This window comes from Flavobacterium sufflavum, assembly GCF_004016525.1.
GTDB classification, from domain to species: Bacteria; Bacteroidota; Bacteroidia; order Flavobacteriales; family Flavobacteriaceae; genus Flavobacterium; species Flavobacterium sufflavum.
The window spans coordinates 501,539-522,056 of record NZ_SACJ01000003.1; the positions used below are offsets into that span (position 1 = coordinate 501,539).

18 protein-coding genes are annotated in these 20,518 nt (G+C 33.4%); 12 read left to right on the forward strand and 6 right to left on the reverse strand.

Annotated features, from left to right (window positions below):
• Nucleotides 1–33 precede the first annotated feature (33 nt).
• The 3 genes from EOD40_RS07915 (at nucleotide 34) to EOD40_RS07925 (ending at nucleotide 2,454) form a co-directional block, all read left to right on the forward strand.
• A complete protein-coding gene (locus tag EOD40_RS07915) occupies nucleotides 34–573 on the forward strand; it encodes a DUF4136 domain-containing protein (protein ID WP_128194343.1) in 540 nt (179 codons plus the stop codon).
• Between the two features lie 189 nt (nucleotides 574–762).
• A complete protein-coding gene (ilvA, locus tag EOD40_RS07920; protein ID WP_128194344.1) occupies nucleotides 763–2,007 on the forward strand; it encodes a threonine ammonia-lyase IlvA in 1,245 nt (414 codons plus the stop codon).
• Nucleotides 2,008–2,055: 48 nt separating this feature from the next.
• Nucleotides 2,056–2,454 (forward strand): group III truncated hemoglobin, encoded by a 399-nt coding sequence (locus EOD40_RS07925; RefSeq protein WP_128194345.1) that lies wholly within the window; start codon nucleotides 2,056–2,058, stop codon nucleotides 2,452–2,454.
• Between the two features lie 4 nt (nucleotides 2,455–2,458).
• On the opposite strand, the gene EOD40_RS07930 is transcribed toward EOD40_RS07925, so the two are convergent.
• From EOD40_RS07930 to EOD40_RS07945, 4 genes are all read right to left on the reverse strand, one after another.
• Nucleotides 2,459–3,079, reverse strand: a complete 621-nt coding sequence (locus EOD40_RS07930) for a DUF4230 domain-containing protein (protein WP_128194346.1) — start codon at nucleotides 3,077–3,079, stop codon at nucleotides 2,459–2,461.
• Between the two features lie 2 nt (nucleotides 3,080–3,081).
• Entirely contained in the window at nucleotides 3,082–4,047 is a 966-nt protein-coding gene (locus tag EOD40_RS07935) for a GSCFA domain-containing protein (protein ID WP_128194347.1), read from the reverse strand.
• A gap of 263 nt (nucleotides 4,048–4,310) precedes the next feature.
• Nucleotides 4,311–5,081 carry a hypothetical protein gene (locus EOD40_RS07940; RefSeq protein WP_128194348.1) on the reverse strand — a complete coding sequence of 257 codons (771 nt, stop codon included), beginning with the start codon at nucleotides 5,079–5,081 and terminating at the stop codon, nucleotides 4,311–4,313.
• A 177-nt stretch (nucleotides 5,082–5,258) separates the two neighbouring features.
• Nucleotides 5,259–5,576, reverse strand: coding sequence for a cupin domain-containing protein (locus tag EOD40_RS07945; RefSeq protein WP_128194349.1), 318 nt, complete (start codon nucleotides 5,574–5,576; stop codon nucleotides 5,259–5,261).
• A 426-nt stretch (nucleotides 5,577–6,002) separates the two neighbouring features.
• Here EOD40_RS07945 and EOD40_RS07950 point away from each other — a divergent pair, with 426 nt between their 5' ends.
• Nucleotides 6,003–6,389 (forward strand): hypothetical protein, encoded by a 387-nt coding sequence (locus EOD40_RS07950; RefSeq protein ID WP_128194350.1) that lies wholly within the window; start codon nucleotides 6,003–6,005, stop codon nucleotides 6,387–6,389.
• 91 nt (nucleotides 6,390–6,480) lie between these two features.
• Here EOD40_RS07950 and alaS read toward each other — a convergent pair whose 3' ends face one another.
• On the reverse strand, nucleotides 6,481–9,117 hold the full coding sequence (gene alaS, locus EOD40_RS07955; protein WP_128194351.1) for an alanine--tRNA ligase: 2,637 nt from the start codon (nucleotides 9,115–9,117) through the stop codon (nucleotides 6,481–6,483).
• 217 nt (nucleotides 9,118–9,334) lie between these two features.
• Between alaS and EOD40_RS07960 the strand changes: the two genes are divergently transcribed.
• From EOD40_RS07960 to EOD40_RS07985, 6 genes are all read left to right on the forward strand, one after another.
• The gene (locus EOD40_RS07960) at nucleotides 9,335–10,312 is read left to right on the forward strand and encodes a M23 family metallopeptidase (RefSeq protein ID WP_128194352.1); all 978 of its coding nucleotides are present in this window, start codon (nucleotides 9,335–9,337) and stop codon (nucleotides 10,310–10,312) included.
• Between the two features lie 73 nt (nucleotides 10,313–10,385).
• Complete coding sequence (locus tag EOD40_RS07965) at nucleotides 10,386–10,718, forward strand: MerR family transcriptional regulator (protein ID WP_026713247.1); 333 nt, start codon at nucleotides 10,386–10,388, stop codon at nucleotides 10,716–10,718.
• Between the two features lie 86 nt (nucleotides 10,719–10,804).
• The gene (locus EOD40_RS07970; RefSeq protein WP_128194353.1) at nucleotides 10,805–11,398 is read left to right on the forward strand and encodes a LemA family protein; all 594 of its coding nucleotides are present in this window, start codon (nucleotides 10,805–10,807) and stop codon (nucleotides 11,396–11,398) included.
• Between the two features lie 57 nt (nucleotides 11,399–11,455).
• A complete protein-coding gene (locus EOD40_RS07975; protein WP_128194354.1) occupies nucleotides 11,456–11,893 on the forward strand; it encodes a TPM domain-containing protein in 438 nt (145 codons plus the stop codon).
• A 3-nt stretch (nucleotides 11,894–11,896) separates the two neighbouring features.
• Nucleotides 11,897–12,733 carry a TPM domain-containing protein gene (locus EOD40_RS07980; protein ID WP_128194355.1) on the forward strand — a complete coding sequence of 279 codons (837 nt, stop codon included), beginning with the start codon at nucleotides 11,897–11,899 and terminating at the stop codon, nucleotides 12,731–12,733.
• Nucleotides 12,734–13,018: 285 nt separating this feature from the next.
• On the forward strand, nucleotides 13,019–13,795 hold the full coding sequence (locus EOD40_RS07985; RefSeq protein ID WP_128194356.1) for a tetratricopeptide repeat protein: 777 nt from the start codon (nucleotides 13,019–13,021) through the stop codon (nucleotides 13,793–13,795).
• A gap of 53 nt (nucleotides 13,796–13,848) precedes the next feature.
• Here EOD40_RS07985 and EOD40_RS07990 read toward each other — a convergent pair whose 3' ends face one another.
• Nucleotides 13,849–16,629, reverse strand: a complete 2,781-nt coding sequence (locus EOD40_RS07990) for an outer membrane beta-barrel protein (RefSeq protein WP_128194357.1) — start codon at nucleotides 16,627–16,629, stop codon at nucleotides 13,849–13,851.
• A gap of 271 nt (nucleotides 16,630–16,900) precedes the next feature.
• On the opposite strand from EOD40_RS07990, the gene EOD40_RS07995 reads away from it, so the two are divergent.
• Both EOD40_RS07995 and EOD40_RS08000 read left to right on the forward strand, forming a co-directional pair.
• Entirely contained in the window at nucleotides 16,901–17,314 is a 414-nt protein-coding gene (locus tag EOD40_RS07995) for an RrF2 family transcriptional regulator (protein ID WP_128194358.1), read from the forward strand.
• A gap of 246 nt (nucleotides 17,315–17,560) precedes the next feature.
• Complete coding sequence (locus tag EOD40_RS08000) at nucleotides 17,561–20,119, forward strand: TonB-dependent receptor (protein WP_128194359.1); 2,559 nt, start codon at nucleotides 17,561–17,563, stop codon at nucleotides 20,117–20,119.
• Nucleotides 20,120–20,518 lie beyond the last annotated feature (399 nt).

Below are 20,518 nucleotides of genomic sequence, written 5' to 3' on the forward strand. Positions count from 1 at the left end.
TATTTATATATTTAACAATCAAACAATTGAACCATGAAAACAATCAAAATAGTACCGCTATTAGTTCTTTTTCTATTAAGTGCCTGTAGTTCGATAAGAGTTAACTCTGATTATGATAGTCGTGTTGATTTTAGTCAATACAAAACCTATGCTTTTCATAAAAAAGGCATTGACAAGGTTCAGGTATCTGAATTAGACAAAAGAAGAATATTACATGCCATAGATGATGAATTGACTAAAAAAGGAATGAGTAAAAGTGAAAATCCTGATTTACTTGTAAATATCTTCACCAAAGAAAGAGAACAAATTGACGTAAACCAATTCAATGTGGGTTGGGGATACGGTTGGGGATGGGGATGGAATCCTTATTTCTGGGGCGGCAATACCTATGTTACCTCATCAACACAAGGAACACTTTATATCGATTTAATCGACGCTAAGAAAAAAGAGTTAATTTGGGAAGGAGAAGGAATGGGAATTCTAACTGAAAACAGAAGAGAGAAAGAAAAACAAATCAATGAGTTTGTGGCTAAAATTTTAGCACAATTCCCTCCTACTGAAACAAAAAAATAAATCTTTTATCCATAACTAAAGAATCTGTATATTTGTAATACAATCATAAAAGATGAACAACACTATTAACATACGTATCGCAATTAACATTATTATTCAATAATAATGACGGAGAGTTATGTAAATAAGTAATCAAGATACCATTTATCAAACCTCCCACAACGGGAGGTTTTTTTATAGCTGTAAAATATGAATCTACTAAGCCAAATACAAGAAGCCCAAAAACAATTACAAGATGTGGTTATGGCTACGCCTTTGTCTAAAAATTTAAATTTATCTAATGAATTTGCTGCCCGAATTCTGTTAAAAAGAGAAGATTTACAAACTGTACGCTCCTATAAAATCAGAGGTGCATATAATAAAATCAGTACGCTTAGTGTAGAAGAACAAGAACAGGGTGTAATATGTGCCAGCGCCGGAAATCATGCCCAGGGCGTGGCTTATTCCTGTAAATTACTTCAAATAAAAGGCAAAATATACATGCCAAAAACCACTCCGAAACAAAAGATAAAACAAGTCAATCTCTTTGGCGGTTCCTTTGTCGAAATTGTACTTACAGGAGATACTTTTGACGATGCCTATGCAGCTGCAATGGATGATGCAACCAAAAACAAAATGGCTTTTATCCATCCTTTTGATGATTTAAAAGTTATTGCCGGTCAGGGAACCGTAGGTCTCGAAATTCTGGAAAGCTATAAAAAACCTATCGATTATGTATTTGTTCCCATCGGTGGCGGTGGACTGGCTTCAGGACTTTCGGAAGTTTTCAAACATTTAAGTCCTAATACCAAAATCATCGGAGTGGAACCGGAAGGTGCACCTTCTATGAAAACATCTATTGACAATGGAAAAGTTACCATTTTAGAAAACATAGACAAATTTGTAGACGGAGCTGCCGTAAAACAAGTAGGCAAAATAACTTTTGACATTTGCAAAAAGAACCTCAGCGATATTATTCTTGTTCCTGAAGGGAAAGTGTGCACGACCATTTTGCGTCTGTACAATGAAGAAGCCATGGTGGTGGAACCTGCAGGTGCATTAACCATTTCGGCATTAGATTTATATAAAGAAAAAATAAAAGGAAAAACTGTTGTTTGCATCGTTAGCGGAAGTAATAATGATATTGAGCGCACCGCCGAAATAAAAGAACGCTCTTTACTCTATGAAGGACTGATGCATTACTTTATGATACAATTTCCACAACGTCCCGGTGCTTTAAAAGAATTTGTAAATGATATTTTAGGCCCTGATGACGATATTACCTATTTTCAGTTTACCAAAAAAAACAGCCGCGAAGTGGGGCCGGCCGTTGTAGGTCTGGAACTCAAAAACAAAAACGACATCATTGCGATAAAAGAAAAAATGGAAAACAAAGGATTTGAGTACAAATACCTGAACGAAAAACAAGATTTATTCAACCAATTGATAGGGTAAATTTATTCTAATCCTATACCTTTATCACCGTTTATTTTACAAAAAAACATGACACAATTAGCCGACATAAAAAATCTTGACGACATAAAATTACTGGTAGATACTTTTTATACTAAAGTACGGGAAGACGAATTGATTGGCCCTGTTTTTAATGAAAAAATTGGCAATCAATGGCCGTCACATTTGGAAAGAATGTACCGTTTTTGGCAAACTATTTTATTAGAAGAACATACGTATTCAGGCAGTCCGTTTCCTCCACACAAACATTTGCCTGTAGCCAAAGAACATTTCAATCGCTGGATGGAAATTTTTACCGAAACTATTAATAATTTATTCAAAGGCGCTCTAGCCGAAGAAGCAAAACTCCGCGCCCAAAATATGGCCGAAATGTTCTTTTATAAAATTGAGTATTTCAGAAATGGAGGACGGAATTTTTTTGAAAGTTAAACACTTACAATTTGATTTTTTGAGTCAAATCGTTTTCATTTTCAATAGCTTTACCTTCGTATTTTAAAGTCCAGCCTAAATTATTGGTTAGAATAAAAAGCTTCGACAATTCGCTTATTAATCGGTTTTGGGCATTTTTTTTCAAAGAAGAATTAGCAATTTTCTTAGCCAAATTAGCTCTTACCTGCTTGTTGATTTTATTATAATCGTCGCCTGTAAACGGATTTAATTTACTTTGCTCTACATCATAGAATTTTATGTCGGGACTGATTTTTATTTCTTCTTTTGGAATACTTATAATCGTGATGGTTTTGTTTTTTTCATCAATATCGTATTTCATTTGATGCAAATCATAAGCCACCGTCACATCGGCATTAACGACCAAAAGTGCTTTCTTTTCGAATGAAAGCATATTCATCAAATATTTTTGTTGGTTTTTATAAGTAATCACCTCTGCAAAATGTCCTTCGGTAACGACTAATTTACCAACATTTACTATTTGTTGTTGAATCAAATTCGTATTGTAATCTAATGCACTATCATCACTTTTTTTAAATTCACAAAATTTAAAAAGCAAAATAACAATAACTAAAGCTGCTGCCCCTATAACTATCTTTTTTATCATAATTAAAATTTCATAAATGGATATTCCGAATGCAATTTCGTAATTCTTATTTGAAGTTTAGCGATAAACTTTTGATGACTTTCCGACTGCTGGTTAAAAGGACGATGAGACAAACCTTTCTGAATTCCTTCGACTTCATCCATTATTGCAAAAGCTGTTTTTGAAATTGAAGTTTCTTTAAATCGTTGCCAGATATAGTCTATTGCTACCTGACTAGGATGTAACATATCTTCGGCATAAAATCGATAATCACGTAGTTCGTCCATCATGATTTCGTAACTCGGAAAGTAGTTATAAGTTATAAGTTGTGAGTCCCGATAGCTATCGGGATGAGTTGAATGAATTGCCGAGATTAAATGCGACTTACTCAAGGTGTTTTCTACAAAACCATCTTTGATATGTCGCACTGGTGAAACGGTGAAAATAAATTTTGCTGCTGGATTTATAGATTGTATTAGACGAATCGTATTTTGAATTGCGGTTTGAATTCTTTCAATAGAAACTAATTCTTTGGTAAATTGTTTTTGAGGCACTTTATGGCAATTGGCTACAATTTGCTTACTTTCAATATTTCGATACACCCAGGCAGTTCCATAGGTAAATAGAAAATGTGTTGCCTCAGTGATTTGCTGATTTGTTGAATGGATTAACTGATTTAAGGAATGTAGAAAAGCTTCTTTATCAGGATTTGAAAGTTCCGAATGTATCTCAAAACAATGCCATAAATCGTTGTGAAAGAAAATATCACTTTCCGTAAACATTCTTTTATTTACAATTCTTTCAACTAATTTTTCAATTGAAACAGGATTGAAAATAATACCAAATGGATTGCAGCTATTTTGAAATTTAAAATTATCCCATTTTTCTGCCATGTTTACTGCAAAACAGGAACCCACAGACATAATTTTAGAATTATAATCAATAGGAAAAATACTTTCCAGAATGGGTATTGGCGTACGAAATTGCATGCTGGTTTTTTTTCAAAAATAAGTATTATAATATTTATTATAACGCATCTTATATAAACTTTTTTGCAAACAATTAAACACAAATAATGTAGCTTTTTTTTAAACCATATAAGCCATATAAGTTTTAGCTTATCTTATGTCTCACTTACATAAACTTTGAGTTGCAGTTTTATAATATATTAAGACCATATAAGTATCGATACACCAAACAACAAAACTTATATGACTTATATGGTTTACAAGTTCCTGCAAACCCAATAATATTAATACAAATATTGGATTTTGGAATAATTTGGATTTCCTATACTAGCTTCCGAAACCTGTTCAGTAGGATAATCATCAGCATCGTATTTAAAAGTGTTTCTGTATATATTAGCAGAGGTAATCGTTTCGTCGCCATTTACAACTGTGGTTTCCACAATGGTTATAAGGGCATTGTTTTTAGAAACTAACGCAGCACGATCTAATAATTTATCAAAACCTGAAATACTAAGATAAGGATTATTGTAAGTATCGTATTCAAAAGTTGTTTTAGAACCGGATATTACGCCTTCGCTGACATTATCAAAAAAACGCTCGTCTTTAATTAAATTTTTACTTCTAAAAAACAAAGTTCCATGACTTACTTTTCGTTCCTGATTTTGGGAATCTATCTTGTATTTCTCATAAGAAACAGTAGCATCAACATTATAAGTATAATAAATCACATAGTTATTTACCGACTTTGCTTTCACTAATTTTTCATCAAGATAAGTATATTCTAATGTAGTGCTAAGCTGAGTTTGTTTATTGTACTTGACTATTTTTGTGATTAGTTCATTATCATAAGTATAATCAATTTTCTCCTTAGAGTTATCAGAGCTTATTATTTGATTTTCATGATAAGTAAAAACTGTATTTTCAGAAATACCATTCTCAGTAGATTCAACTATTTTAATAAAATTCTTGCCCTTCTCGTCTTTATCATTTGAACAAGACGTTAAAAAAAGAGAAACTATTAAAATGAAAAAAAATATTCTAATTAATTTTTTCATGATATTATAGGTTATATTGAACTTAATATTTGGGTTCTCAAAACTATATATTAAATAGAGCTCAACCAATTATACGGGTCTAACTACCTAAAAACTCGTTTAAATGGCTCTTTTATCAAATAAAAATGAATCTATAAAAGACTCATTTTTATTTTAATCACATTTTATCTCTTAGTGTTATTTTGCTTTTGGTGCTTTATAAGGATGTTCTTTTAATTCAACAATCAAAAATTCGGCTGTTTTGTTACCTATGTTTTGGTTTGTATGTGGGCGTTCGGGTTCACTCACTCCAGATTCAGCTGCTTTCATTTTATACACCTCCTCTTTTCCGTCTTGATAGTGTACTTTTATATTCACATCGGTCAGTGCGTAATAAAAATGCGCAGGATATGTGTGCATATTAGTTTTTTTCCCTGATTTAAGTGTAACTTCTGATGCATGAATCAATTTAGAATTAGCCAAATCACGCGCAACCTGACCTTCATTATTCATCATCTGAGCCTCAAGATTTAATGGACATAGCAAAAAAATAAAATTCCTTCAACTACTAACAGTAAACTCTTTCTCATAATTTCCGATATTAAAAATTAAACAACATACTAGATACCAACATAATAACAAAATTACGATTTCATTCAATTATTCCCATAAAACACTACAATACAACAACTTAACCTCATACTACAAATCCAACATACAATTAAAGGATAATGAAATTTTTATTACAAATACTTTAAAAAACAATAATTAAACACTGCTATTCTTGATAAATCTCTAATTAGTGTAATCTTTAAACTTATACTTTTTACCGATAAAAAACCAACAGCTAGCGGTTTAAAGAGTATTTTTCCCTTTCAACGATTTTAAATGGTAAACTAATTTTTTGCATCTACTTTTGATAAGGATACCATTACAATTATTATGAAAAACATATTCAACCCAATTTACAGACAAGATTATCTAAAAGGATATTCTAATGGTCAAAATCCGTATTCAAAAGTAAAAAACAACACATCTAATAATACGGCTTTTAATGACGGATTTAATGCAGGTAGACTTGATTACGAAAGTATAAATGGTAACATTCTTAACGGAATTCCGAAAAGAATTATAACCGAAAAGATTCTGGAAGAATTCCTAATGGCCGGCTTACTGGGCATTAACATTGACACCGAAGGTTATACCCACTTTCAAATAAGCGTTTTGGTGAAATGGTATCAAAGCGGAATTGAAAAATACGATCCCATACAAAACAACTATCTCTTAGATATTCTCGAAGAAAACGGAATTGAGATAAGCCATTCTTAAAAATAACTTTTTCATGTTTATTTAAAGAGAGAAACCCTTTTAGTTTGTTGAGGCACAAATTAAAAGGGTTTCTTATTTTAAAAGCTAAAATTTACTTCACAAAGTCAATTGCTTTGGATAAAGCTTCCGGAATTCCGGCAACATTCTTACCTCCTGCAGTAGCAAAGAACGACTGTCCTCCACCTCCACCTTGGATAAACTTCCCTAACTCACGAACTACCTGACCAGCATTTAAGCTTTTCTCAGCCACTAATTCTTTAGAAATATAGCAGCTTAACATTGGTTTTCCTTCTTCGGCTGTAGCCAATACTAAAAACAGATTATCGCCTAAATTCCCTAATTCATAAGCCAGGTCTTTTGCTCCTTCCGGATTCAAATCGACTTGCTTGGCTAAGAATTGAACTCCGTTTACTTCCTGAAGTTCACTAGCCAATTCGGATTTCATATTTTTCGCTTTCTCTTTCAACAAAGCTTCTACTTGTTTTTTCAACTTAGCATTTTCGTCTTGTAAAGAAATCACAGCTTTAACCGTATCCTGTGGATTCTTCAATGTCGTTTTAATTTCGCTCAGCAATTCTTCCTGCGAAGCAAAAAACTGTCTTACCCCATCCCCGGTAATCGCTTCAATACGACGAATACCTGCTGCAACCGCACCTTCCGAAACGATTTTGAAAGACCAAATATCAGCCGAATTGTTCACATGAATTCCTCCACACAATTCCATACTGTCGCCAAATTTAATTGCACGCACATTATCCCCATATTTCTCACCGAATAAAGCCATCGCTCCTTCGTCCAAAGCTTGCTGGATAGGGATGCTTCTTCTTTCGATTAATGGCAATTGCTCCTGGATTCTGGCATTTACAAAATCCTCTACTTGCTGCAATTCTTCATCAGTTACTTTAGAAAAATGCGAAAAATCAAAACGTAAATTTTTTGGATTTACCAAAGATCCTTTTTGTTCCACATGCGTTCCTAAAATACTTCTCAACGCTTGGTGCATTAAGTGTGTCGCCGAGTGATTTTTAGAAGTCGCTGCTCTTAAATCAGTATTTACTTTAGCAACAAAAGAAGCGTTTACATTTTCCGGCAATTTTTTAGCAAAATGCAGGATTAGATTATTCTCTTTCTTAGTATCTATAATCTCAATGGTTTCATTAGCCGAAATCAAAGTCCCTTTGTCTCCTACCTGTCCTCCTCCTTCCGGATAAAATGGCGTAGCATCTAAAACAATTTGGTACAAAATACCATCTTTTTTAGAATCAACTTTACGGATACGCGTGATTTTCACTTCGTTTTCTGTCTGGTCATAACCTACAAAAGATTCTGTATTTCCATCAACCAGGATTTTCCAGTCATCCGTAGAAACTTCAGAAGCCGCACGAGAACGTGATTTTTGTTCCTGCATCGCTTTGTCAAAACCTGCTTCGTCCAGACTGAATCCTCTTTCTCTAAGAATCAAAGCGGTTAAATCAATTGGAAAACCAAAAGTATCATACAATTCGAATGCTTTTGTTCCTGCCACTTCTTTTCCTTCGGTAGTAGCAATTACGTTATCTAACAATTGTAATCCTTGGTCTAAAGTTCTTAAGAAAGAAGCTTCTTCCTCACGGATTACATTGGTAACCAAAGTCTGTTGCTTTTTGACTTCAGGAAAAAATTCGCCCATTTGATCTGCTAAAACAGCCACCAATTGATTGATAAAAGGTTCTTTTGTTCCTAAGAAAGTAAAACCGTAACGGATAGCACGACGCAAAATACGACGAATTACATAACCTGCTCCTGTGTTAGATGGCAACTGTCCGTCGGCAATAGCAAAGGCTACGGCACGAACGTGATCCACAACTACACGAATCGCAATATTGATTTTATTCTGTTCTTCAGATATGTTTTTCACTTCGTTTGAAGTGTATTTCAATCCTGTAATTTGCTCCACTTTTTCAATAAGCGGTGTAAACACATCGGTATCATAGTTTGAAGTTACATTTTGCATCGCCATACACAAACGCTCAAACCCCATTCCGGTATCTACGTGTTGTGCGGGTAATTTCTCCAATGAACCATCGGCTTTACGGTTGAATTCCATAAATACATTGTTCCAAATCTCTACTACCTGCGGATGATCGGCATTTACTAAACTAAAACCTGAAACTTCAGCTCTTTCAGCATCGGTGCGCAAATCGATATGAATTTCTGAACATGGTCCACAAGGTCCCTGGTCACCCATTTCCCAGAAATTGTCTTTTTTGTTTCCAAGGATAATACGATCTTCGGATACGAATTGCTTCCAAATATCGAAAGCATCCTGATCAAAAGGCACATTCTCTGCTTCGTTTCCTTCAAAAACAGAAACATACAAACGGTCTTTGTCCAATTTCAACACTTCGGTCAAAAATTCCCAAGCCCACGGAATAGCCTCTTTTTTGAAATAATCTCCAAAAGACCAGTTTCCAAGCATTTCAAACATGGTGTGGTGGTAAGTATCAAAACCTACATCTTCCAAGTCGTTGTGTTTTCCTGAAACACGAAGGCATTTTTGCGTATCGGTAATACGATTGCTTTTAGGCGTGGCGTTTCCTAAGAAATACTCTTTAAACTGCGCCATTCCTGAGTTGTTGAACATCAGGGTTGGGTCGTCTTTTAGAACTATAGGTGCCGAAGGAACAATTAAATGTCCTTTACTTTCAAAGAATTGTAAATACGCTTTGCGAATGTCTTGTGATTTCATTTTTATATTTTTTTGCCACTAAGGCGCTAAGAAACAAAGTTTTTATTTTTTTGTAAAACTTCTAAATTCAACATTTTTTAAATCATTGAATTTTTAAATCTTCTAATCAATTTTATATTATATTTAATACTAAAAAAAGGGCTGAACAACTAAAACATTTATTAAATTTGTTGCAATGCGCTTTTTTAGCAGGTGCAAAAATAGGGTATTTTAAAATATGGCGAAAGTAAAATATTATTACGATTCTGAAAATCTGGCATATCGCAAAATCAAAGTCAAAAAAAGAAAGAAATTTGGTTTTGCTGCCTTGTTTATACTGGCTTCTGCTTTATTTGGTTTTATCTGTTTTGTGGTTTTATTAAACACCCCTTATTTTGATACTCCCAAAGACCGTCTCTTGATTCGGGAAATGGAAAATTTAAAACTGAATTATGCCGTTTTAAATAAAAAAATGGATCAAGTGGACAATGTAATTGAAACCATTGAAGAACGCGACAACAACTTGTACCGCACCTATTTTAACACCGCTCCTATTCCCGAAGAAGAAAGAAAAGCAGGTTTTACAGACATCAATCGCTACAAAGCATTAGAAGGTTATGACAATAGCAAACTGGTTTTACAAACTACCAAAAGAGTGGATGTATTAACAAAAGAACTGGCTATTCAGTCGAAATCCTTAGATTATATTGTAAAACTGGCTAAGGAGAAAAACAAATTTCTGGCTGCCATTCCTGCCATCCAACCTGTTAGAAACGAAAACTTAAAACACATGGCATCAGGTTTTGGTTATCGGACAGATCCATTTACCAAAGCAAGAAAAATGCACAAAGGAATGGATTTTACTGCTAAAAAAGGAACGCCTATTTTTGCGACCGGAGACGGCGTAATTGCAAAGGCTGACAATACGGCTTCGGGATACGGAAATCATATTGTAATAAGACATGGTTATGGATACGAAACTTTATATGGTCATTTGAGCAAATACAATTGCAGGGCTGGCCAAAGAGTGAAACGCGGGGACGTCATTGGGTACGTAGGAAGTACAGGACGATCAGAAGCACCACATTTACATTATGAAGTTCACAAAGACGGTAAAGTCGTCAATCCGCTTAATTTTTATTATGGCGATATTTCGGCGGTGGAATACGTTGCCATTTCAAAATTGGCAAACCAGGAAAATCAATCATTGGATTAATGATTTTTATATCTTAGATGAGAAATTACAGAATTTAGACTAAAAAAAGCAGCATAATTAAAAAGAAATAAAAATGCACATAGAATTACAACCAGGCAAAAGATATTACAGCATAGGCGAAGTAGCGAAAGCCTTTGATGTCAATGCTTCTCTGATTCGTTTTTGGGACAGTGAATTTGATATTCTCAAACCTAAAAAGAATGCCAAAGGAAACAGAATGTTTACTCCTGAAGACATTAAAAACCTCCAACTCATTTATCATTTGGTAAAAGAAAGAGGATTTACGCTTGAAGGTGCCAAAACCCATTTGAAAGAAGGACAAAAGAAAACCTTAGACAAATTTGAAATCATCAGCAAACTGGAAGCCATCAAAGTGCAATTGACAAATATTAAAAACGAACTTTAAATAATATCAATTGCAAAATTCAATAGCAATATCAATTTTGAAATAAATTAAAACAATAAATAATAAACTTTAAATTAAATAGAAACATGGATTTTAAAAGATTTTTACCTTGGATTATTTTAGCGGTTATCCTAATTGGCGGTTACAGCTGGGCATCAGGAATTTACAATAACGCTGTGACACTTGAACAAAACGTAAAAGAAAGTTGGGGAAATGTTAATACAGCCTACCAAAGAAGAAATGATCTTATACCAAATATTGTTAGTACTGTAAAAGGGTATGCAGAACATGAAAAAAGCACATTAACAGCAGTAATCGAAGCAAGAGCTAAAGCAACTGCTGTTACTATTGACCCAACCAAAGTAACTCCAGAACAATTGGCTGCATTTAATTCGGCTCAATCTGGAGTATCTTCATCTTTATCTAAATTGCTAGTAAGCGTTGAACAATATCCAAATCTAAAAGCTGATGCAAGTTTTATGAAATTACAGGATGAGTTAGCCAGTACTGAAAATCAAATTTTGACAGCCAGAACCCGTTTTAACGAAGCTGTAAAACCATATAACAACAATATCAACACTTTTCCAAGAAATATTTTAGCGGGAATGTATGGACTTAAAGAAAAACCTTATTTTGAAGCGGTAGCAGGATCAGATAAAGCTCCTGAAGTAAAATTCTAATCCTCCCCAACCCCTCCAAGGAGGGGCTTTTTAATAGGTATTTAAAAAACAAAACAAATGTCAAAAGTAGAAGATTTTTTAACCAAAGAGGAGGAACAAGAAATTGTTGAAGCTATCCGAATAGCCGAAAAAAACACTTCTGGCGAGATTAGAGTTCATATAGAAAAAACTACTTCTCTGGACGCCTATGATCGTGCCATGGAAATTTTCCATGAATTAAAAATGGACGAAACCCAATTGCAAAATGGTGTTTTAATCTATTTAGCTGTCAAAGACAAAACCTTTGTTATTTGCGGAGACAAAGGAATCAACGATGTTGTTGGAACCGATTTTTGGAACTGTACTCGAGATGCCATGGTTGCTCAATTCAAACAAAACAATTTCAAGCAAGGACTTGTTGACGGAATTTTAAGAGCGGGCGAACAACTCAAAAAATATTTTCCTTGGCAGGAAGGCGACAGCAACGAATTATCTAACGAAATATCAAAAGGATAAATAATGAAAATTCCAACACAGAAAAACTCAAATTCCAAAGGAATTTTTCAATTTGCATTCTTACTGATTGTCCTTTTTTCCAGCAATTGCATCTTTTCACAATTTACAATTCCTGAAAAACCCAGTTTACAAACTTCGGTTTATGATTATGCCAATCTTTTTAGTGCCAATGAAAAAACGCAATTAGAAGAAAAACTCATTCATTATGCTGACACCACTACAACACAAATTGTAGTTATCACAATAGAAAGTTTAAAAGGCGAAGACGTAAGTTTGCTGGCAACCAAATGGGGACAAACCTGGGGAGTTGGCGGAACAGCCAAAGACGACAACGGGGTAATCATACTGGTATCTAAAAACGATCGAAAAATTGCTATTAATCCAGGTTATGGTTTAGAAGATAGATTAACAGCTGGAATTGGCGGTGAAATTATCAGAAACATTATCATTCCTGAATTTAAAGCCGGTAGTTATTACAACGGAATCAACAAAGGTACTGATGCTTTATTTGACGTCTTTAAAGGCAAATACAAAGGAACCCGAAAACAAAGCAAACAGCAACAGGATTTTCCAGTCTTTCCTTTTATTATCATCATTGTTTTTATTTTAATTTTAGTATCCAGAAACAAAGGCGGTGGAGGAAACTCCGGAAATCGTGGCGGCGGTGGACCAAGTTTATTAGATGTCATTATCCTGAGTAATTTGGGTCGCAACAGTGGCGGTTTTGGAGGAGGCAGCTTTGGTGGCGGTTCTTCTGGCGGTGGATTTGGAGGAGGCGGCTTCGGTGGTGGCTTCGGCGGCGGAGGTTTCTCCGGCGGTGGCTCAAGCGGAAGCTGGTAAAAACTATAGATTATAAAAGAGAGTTCTTGTCGAACTCTCTTTTTTTTTGGGAATCTTTGAAATTGGCTCACGGATAACACAGATTAGCGCGGATTTTTTTTTACTATTGACCACATTTTACACAAACAAACAATATTAAACTGACGAAATAAATCAACCCCCAATAATTTTTAAAAAATAAGGAATTTCATATATTATTTCTCAAAATATGAAAGATAAATACGCTAAAAAGAATGATTTTAAGCTAAATTTGAAACCAAAAAATAAATTCAAAATTATCCATTTATGAAAACCTATATTTTCCTATTTCTCTTTTGTTCTTACTTTTCGGCATATTCACAAGACTTCAATGATATTGACTTAAAAGAAATTCCGCAAGAAATTGAAAACATAAATGCCGCAATCCTTAAGGAACCAAATGGCGATAACTACTACCTAAGAGGCTATTATTATTATCAGATCAAAAATTATCCAAAAGCCATTGCCGATTATGACAAGGCCATATCGTTAAACCCGAATAACTATAAATTTTATTACAGCAAAGGCAATACAAACATTAAATTAAAAGAGTACAAACAAGCGATAGATTGCTATACAAAATGTATCGCCTTAAACAATAATTTACAAAAAGTCTACTTCAACAGAGCTTATTCAAAAACAATGATTAACGATGCTAAAGGTGCAATAGATGACTATTCCAAAAGCATTTCAATCAATCCCAAATACCTGCAGGCCTATCAAAACAGGGGTATTATAAAACAAAAATTAAACCTGCACAAAGAAGCCATTCAGGATTTTGACAAAGTAATCGAAATTAACCCTAAATTCGTTGAAGCTTATCAAAATCGAGCCATTTCGAAAGCTCTGGTTAATATAAACGCCAAAAGCGATTTTGACCAAGTAGTAGGTTTAAGCCCCGAAGACCCTGAGGCCTATTACAATCGGGCCATTTATTTTATTAATTTTAAAATCAAGGGAGATTATTGCTCCGATTTAAAAAAAGCGGTTAGCCTTCACTTCGACCCTTCGATTGAATTATTGGCTAAGTATTGTAAAAAATAAACAAAATCAACCGACAAAACCACTTCAATTACGAAGTGGTTTTCTTTATTTATCTAAAATCGTTGTTCTTTGTATTTCTTTTCTTTTCCGCCAAACTTACTAATCTTATAAGCTAATGAAAACATCATATAACGCTTTAGAACCGTATTTTCATAATCATAAATACCATTAGGCGAAATATATCTTACAGCACTTTGATTTTGATTTAAAATATCATACACCTTTATTTTTGCGGTCAATTGATTTTTATAGAAACTATAAGCCAAACTGGTATTCCATAGATAAAAATCTTTTTTATAACCATCAGCTATATTAGAGTTGTAGGTATAAGAGAAATCATTTGCAAAAACCCAATTTTTACCCCAATAATTTGTGGTCTGCAATTCTACTTTATGCACTGCATTAGAAGTTGAACTAATAGTATAATTAGTATATTTAGAAACATTGAAGGTAGGATTATAATTAGTTGTAAGCGTAAAAACCTTATCTATTTCATAAGTAAAACTAGCTCTGGGATACAATGACACCGTATTAGATTCAAAGATTTCACCATCAACAAATCCTTTATTGAATCTGAAACCACCATAACTACCTACACTAAATTTATAAATATTGCTCTCCTTTTTTATGGTTTTATCCCAACTGGCTCCCCCATTAATTGAATAATTTCCCGAAACATTTTCATAGGTACTAGAAGTTTTAAGATTTATTTTATCATAAATCATCGAATAAACGGATTGATTATCATAATAATTACCCGACAAATACAAATAAAAACCGGAACGATTTGCATAATCATAATTATTAAAATTAATACTTAGCGAATGTGATTTATTGGGATTTAAATCTTCATTCCCTATAAAAGTACTTAATGGCCTTGAAACATCTTTTACCGGTAAAATTTGATTAGCTGAAGGCAAATCGACTCTGTAATCGTAGTACATTCCTATTGATTTTGATTTAGACAAGGTGTATCTGAAATTAAAATTAACAAAAGGAACTACATAATTTTTTTTCAAATTAGTATCCTGCCCCAGATAGCTGGAATATGCATTTTGTCTCATAATAGATGGCCCTGCATCTAAATTGAAATTAAAATTCTTCTTCTGAATTTTAATCCCCGATTGAGGTCTCAAAAAGATATTATCGGAAGTAAAATAATTGGATTGCGTTGCATTAAGATTACTATATTCTCCTGTAGTAGTATTAAAATCATAATTTTTTCTTTGGGTCAAATTAGAATCAGCCCTAAAATCAAATCCAACATTAATATTTAATGAATCGGTTATTTTATTAGAAAACTCAAAACTGGCATGGTAATTATCCGTTTTATTTTTACTAATCACATTTTGATTTCTTTTTACATCATCATCAGTAGCAGTCTTAAATAAAATGGTATCAGTTATTACTCCATAAGACTCTTCTTTATTGTTTTCATTTTCAAAACGGATTGCTAAAAATTGCTTATTCCCTTTGAATCGTTTATTCAAAAAAACAGAATTCGAAAACTTATTATTATTCGAATCATTCGAATAAGTATTTGCACTTTCATTCACTAAATCTCCATTGGTATTAAACGATTTACCAGAAGATTCACTCCAATTGTTAGTTTTTGTATTATTAAACTTTGGAGAAACTACAACTGTTGTCATAGAATCTATTTTATATTCAAATTCAAGATTTAGATTGTGCCCATTAGTTTCGTTATTGGAATTCCCATTGGATTCGGAATACAGATTCCCTGTTGGTAAAAAAGTAGTTGCCTTATTTGAACTTCTATTTTCAGTATTCGAATTGGTAAAGAAATAACTACCACTGGCATCCATTTTTTTAATTATTTCATCTGTATAATTTAAACCCAGCATATTTGATCTCGTAATTCCATTTCCTCCACCAAATCGAACTCCATTTGTCGAAAAAGAATTCCCTCCATAGGAAATCCCACTCCTACTTCTGCCTCCCGCCATATTGTCAAAAATTTCATTCATCGAAAACCCAGGAGAATTAATATTATTGGAAGAGGTTAAAATACTTACCTTTCTTTTATTTTTAAAATAATTGAGCAATCCATTGCTTTCATATCTATTATCCGTTCCTATTCCGGCCATGACTTTACCAAATAGTCCTTTGTTTTTATCTTTATCTATAGTCAAATTAATACTTGCATTATTAGAAGTAGCTGCTTGTTTATTCAATTCCTGTTGTTTGGTTTTAGTATCACTCACCTGAACTTTATTAATAATATCAGCTGGTAAACTTTGCAAGGCAATTTTTCCGTCTTTATCAAAAAAAGGTTTTCCGTTCACTAAAATCTTGTTTACTTCTTTTCCATTAACGGTAATTTTCCCTTCGCCATCAACAACAACTCCAGGCAATTGTTTTAATAAGGTTTCTACATTAGCATCCGGTCTTACTTTAAAGGAAGAAGCATTAAATTCTAAAGTATCTTTTTTAATTCTAATAGGTGGCGCCTCTGCTTTAATTACTACCTCACTCAAAACATTTTCGTTCTCTATCAAATCTAAAACACCAAAATCTTTACTTTCGGTAAGCTCGTTCATTTCTCTTTTCAAAGATTTATAACCCAAATAAGAAGTTTTCAAGAAAAAAGGTTTTATGATTTTTTTAGTGTCCAACTTAAAAAAACCATTTTTATCAGTAATTGTATAATCAATTACCGATGAATCATTTGCAAATGAAAGATAAACAGTAGCTGCCTCAATGGGAACTTGAGACTTTTTATCTAACAATTTTCCTTTGACACTAACATTGTTTTGTGCCAATAATGAAACACTAAAAAATAATAAAAAAAATACCGAGTATAATTTTACCATAAATAAAAGACTACGTTAATTATAAAAATAAATGCGCAATCTAAGTTTTTTTAACTAATCAAAGTTATTTCCTACACTAATTTTAACATATTATTTTTCTTAATAAATTGAGAAGCCTTATATTTATTAGAATAATTAAAATTCAAATTCCTTATTATTTTAACACATGACAGCTGAAATTAGAAATCTATATTAAAATTGCTTGACTCATCTCTAAAATTATTTATCTTTATCCTAAATTTATCTGAACCACATAAGATAACAATACAATATGCTATCACAAAAAACCAAATACGCACTTAAAGCCTTACTCTATTTAGCGCAACAAGATGCAAATCATATTTCTAAAACCACGGACATTGCCGAAGAAGCTAATATTCCTAAAAAGTTTTTGGAACAAATTCTATTAGACTTAAAACGTGGTCATTTAGTGGGTAGTAAGCAAGGAAAATTTGGTGGTTATTACCTTTTAAAATCAGGAAATGATATCACATTAGCCGATATTCACCGCTTATTTGATGGTGCTATTGCACTATTACCTTGTGCTTCATTAAATTTTTATGAGCGTTGTTCGGATTGCAAAGATGAAGATGAATGCTTGCTGCGACACGGTTTAACAGCTATTAGAGACGAAACGTTAAAAGCTATGCAAGGTATTACTATCGCCTCATTAGTAAAAAAATAAAAAAATATTTCCTAAAGCCTACTAATTTTATAGAATTAATTATATATTTGCAATCGAATTACGATTACAAATTTAATTATTAAGAAATGAAAACAGTTCAAACGAAGTTCGTCAAAAAAGGACAGAATCAGGAAACGAATTTAGAATCTATAAAAGATTATAGTTATTCTATGATGTGTATGTGTTGGTAAAAAAATTTTATTTTAAATTCTACTAATTACATATAACATACATGATAAATAAACAATGAAAACAACTATAAAAAACATATTCTCAACAATCTTATTATTAAGCGTTTCAAGCACATTTGCTCAAATCGTTAAAGGACACGTAAACAACACTGATAACATTTCATTAGAATCAGCTAATGTTATTATAAGCGGTACAAAAATAAATACTACAACCGACAAGAACGGAGATTTTGATATCGATTCACAAGGAAAATTTCCATTAACGTTACTAGTACAATACTCAGGACACAAAACAGAACGCGTACAAGTTGCTGCCTTTCCTTCAACTCCACTAAACATTATTCTTATCGAAGACAACAAACTGGCAGAAGTAGTAATTTCTTCCAGACGTAGAATTGAAAAAGCACAAAACGTGCCTATTCCAATTTCTGTAGTGAGCGGTAAACAAGCAGAACAAGCTGGCGCTTTCAACGTTAACAGAATCAAAGAATTGATTCCATCTGTACAACTATATTCATCTAATCCAAGAAACACAGGGATTAACATTCGTAGCCTTGGTTCTCCTTTTGGACTTACTAATGACGGTATCGATCCGGGTGTTGGTTTCTATATTGATGGAGTATATTATGCTCGTCCTGCGATTACTACTTTAGATTTTATTGATGTAAGCCAAATAGAGGTTTTACGTGGACCACAAGGAACATTATTTGGAAAAAACACTACTTCCGGAGCTTTTAACATTACGACCAGAAGACCAAGTTTTACTCCAAGTGCTGACTTTGAAGTAAGTTACGGAAATTACTCGTTTTTACAAGCCAAAGCCTCGATTACAGGAGCATTAGGCAAAAAAGTTGCAGGTCGTCTTTCATTCTCTGGTACACAACGTGACGGACTAATAGACAATGTTGCAACAGGAAAAGCAACAAACACCTTAAACAATCAAGGGATTAGAGGACAATTACTTTATACTCCATCAGAAAACACTAACGTATTGTTTTCAGCTGATATCACAACACAACGTCCGGATGGATATGCTCAGGTTCTTGCTGGTGTAGCTCCTACTCAAAGAGCTGCTTACCGTCAATTTAATGCTATTATTGCTGATTTAGGATACCAATTACCAAGCACCAATGCCTTTGACCGTAAAATTGACCATGACACACCATGGCGTTCTGGACAAGACATAGGAGGTGTTTCGCTTAATGTTGACACAAAAATTGGACAAGGAACACTTACCTCAACAACTGCTTGGCGTTTTTCAACTTGGGATCCTTCTAATGACAGAGACTTTACAGGTTTACAAGTATTGGCTAAATCACAAAATCCAAATAGACATACACAATTCACTCAAGAAGTGCGTTATGCAGGTGAAATCAGTTCTAAATTGACTGGGGTTGGAGGAATATTCTTCATTGATCAAGAAGTTAAAACAAAAGGTACAGAAGAATCAGGAAGTGCACAATGGCGTTTCTCTCAAAGTACCACTAGCTCAAAATGGGCAACTCCAGGTCTTTTTGAAGGATACGGAATAAAAACTAATGCTAATATCCATTCAGTTAGTGCTGCTGTATTTGGTCAATTAGACTGGGAAATTACAGAAGGTTTACATATATTACCTGGTGTACGATACAATTTCGACAAAAAGGATGCTGATTATGCACGTACAACATACGGAGGATTACAAACAAACGATCCGGAACTTATCGCTCTAAAAAAATTAGTATATACTGATCAAAGCTTTGCAAAAAATACTGATGCTACTGACTTTTCAGGAAACTTAACGGTATCTTATAAAGCATCTGACAAAATCAATGCTTACGCTACTTATGCGAAAAGTTACAAACCTGTAGGGGTTAACGTAGCAGGACTTCCTACCGTTAATGGACAACCAGCTCTTGATCTTGCGGTAATCAAACCTGAAAAAGTAAACCATTTTGAAGTGGGTGCAAAAACATCTCCTTTTAACAATGCTATATTGAACTTAACTTTGTTTAATACTGATATTAAAGACTACCAAACTAACGTTCAGGCTGCTGAATTAGGTGTAAATCGTGGTTATTTAGCCAATGCTGATAAAGTACGTGTAAGAGGTGCTGAACTTGACGCTAGCTTTGTTATCAACAGTCACTTCACTGTAAATGGAGCTGCAACTTATAGTGATGGAAAATACATTAAATTTACTAACGCACCACTTCCATTAGAAGAAACAGGAAAAACTGAAAATGGAGTTCAGGTAGCTTACAAAGATGTTTCAGGAAGTAGCTTACCTGGAGTTTCTAAATGGGCTGGAAGTTTAGGTGGTGAATACACTACAGAAGCTAAATTCTTTGGTAACTTAGGTAAATTCTTCGTAGCACTTGATTCATACGCTCGTTCTGAATTTTCTTCAAGCCCATCAGCTTCTAAATACTTAATAGTTCAGGGGTATGCTATCTTTAATGGTCGTCTTGGATTCCGTGCAGCAGAAGGATTATCTGTTTCAGTATGGGGACGTAACCTTTTAAATAAAGATTATTACGAACAATTATTACCTGCTGGTGGAAATGCCGGACACTATGCCGGAGTATTGGGAGACCAAAGAACATATGGTATTACTTTGAAATATTCATTATAATATTAAAAGAAAATATTCATTAGAACATTAAAAGCCTATAGTTTAAAGATGAATTTCTGAAAAACTCATAGGCTTTTTTAACTAAATTACCGAAATTTACGTTAGAAAAATCTCACTTATAAACTTATTTTTTGCTTTAAATTCTAAAGGAGTTACCATCTTAACAAAATAAAACTCCCCATCAATGTTCTTTAGATTACTTACGAATACATATAACCACATATAGTAAGTTTTTCATACCATAGAACTTGAAAATCAACTGTTCGATATAATTAACGTGAGTTCGATATAATCACGTAATAAATACGTAAAAATAATTGTACAAAAAAGCAAAAGTTAGTATATTTAAAGTGCTTAATTTCAAACAAATACTAAACTTTTGCTTATGCTTTCGCTAGA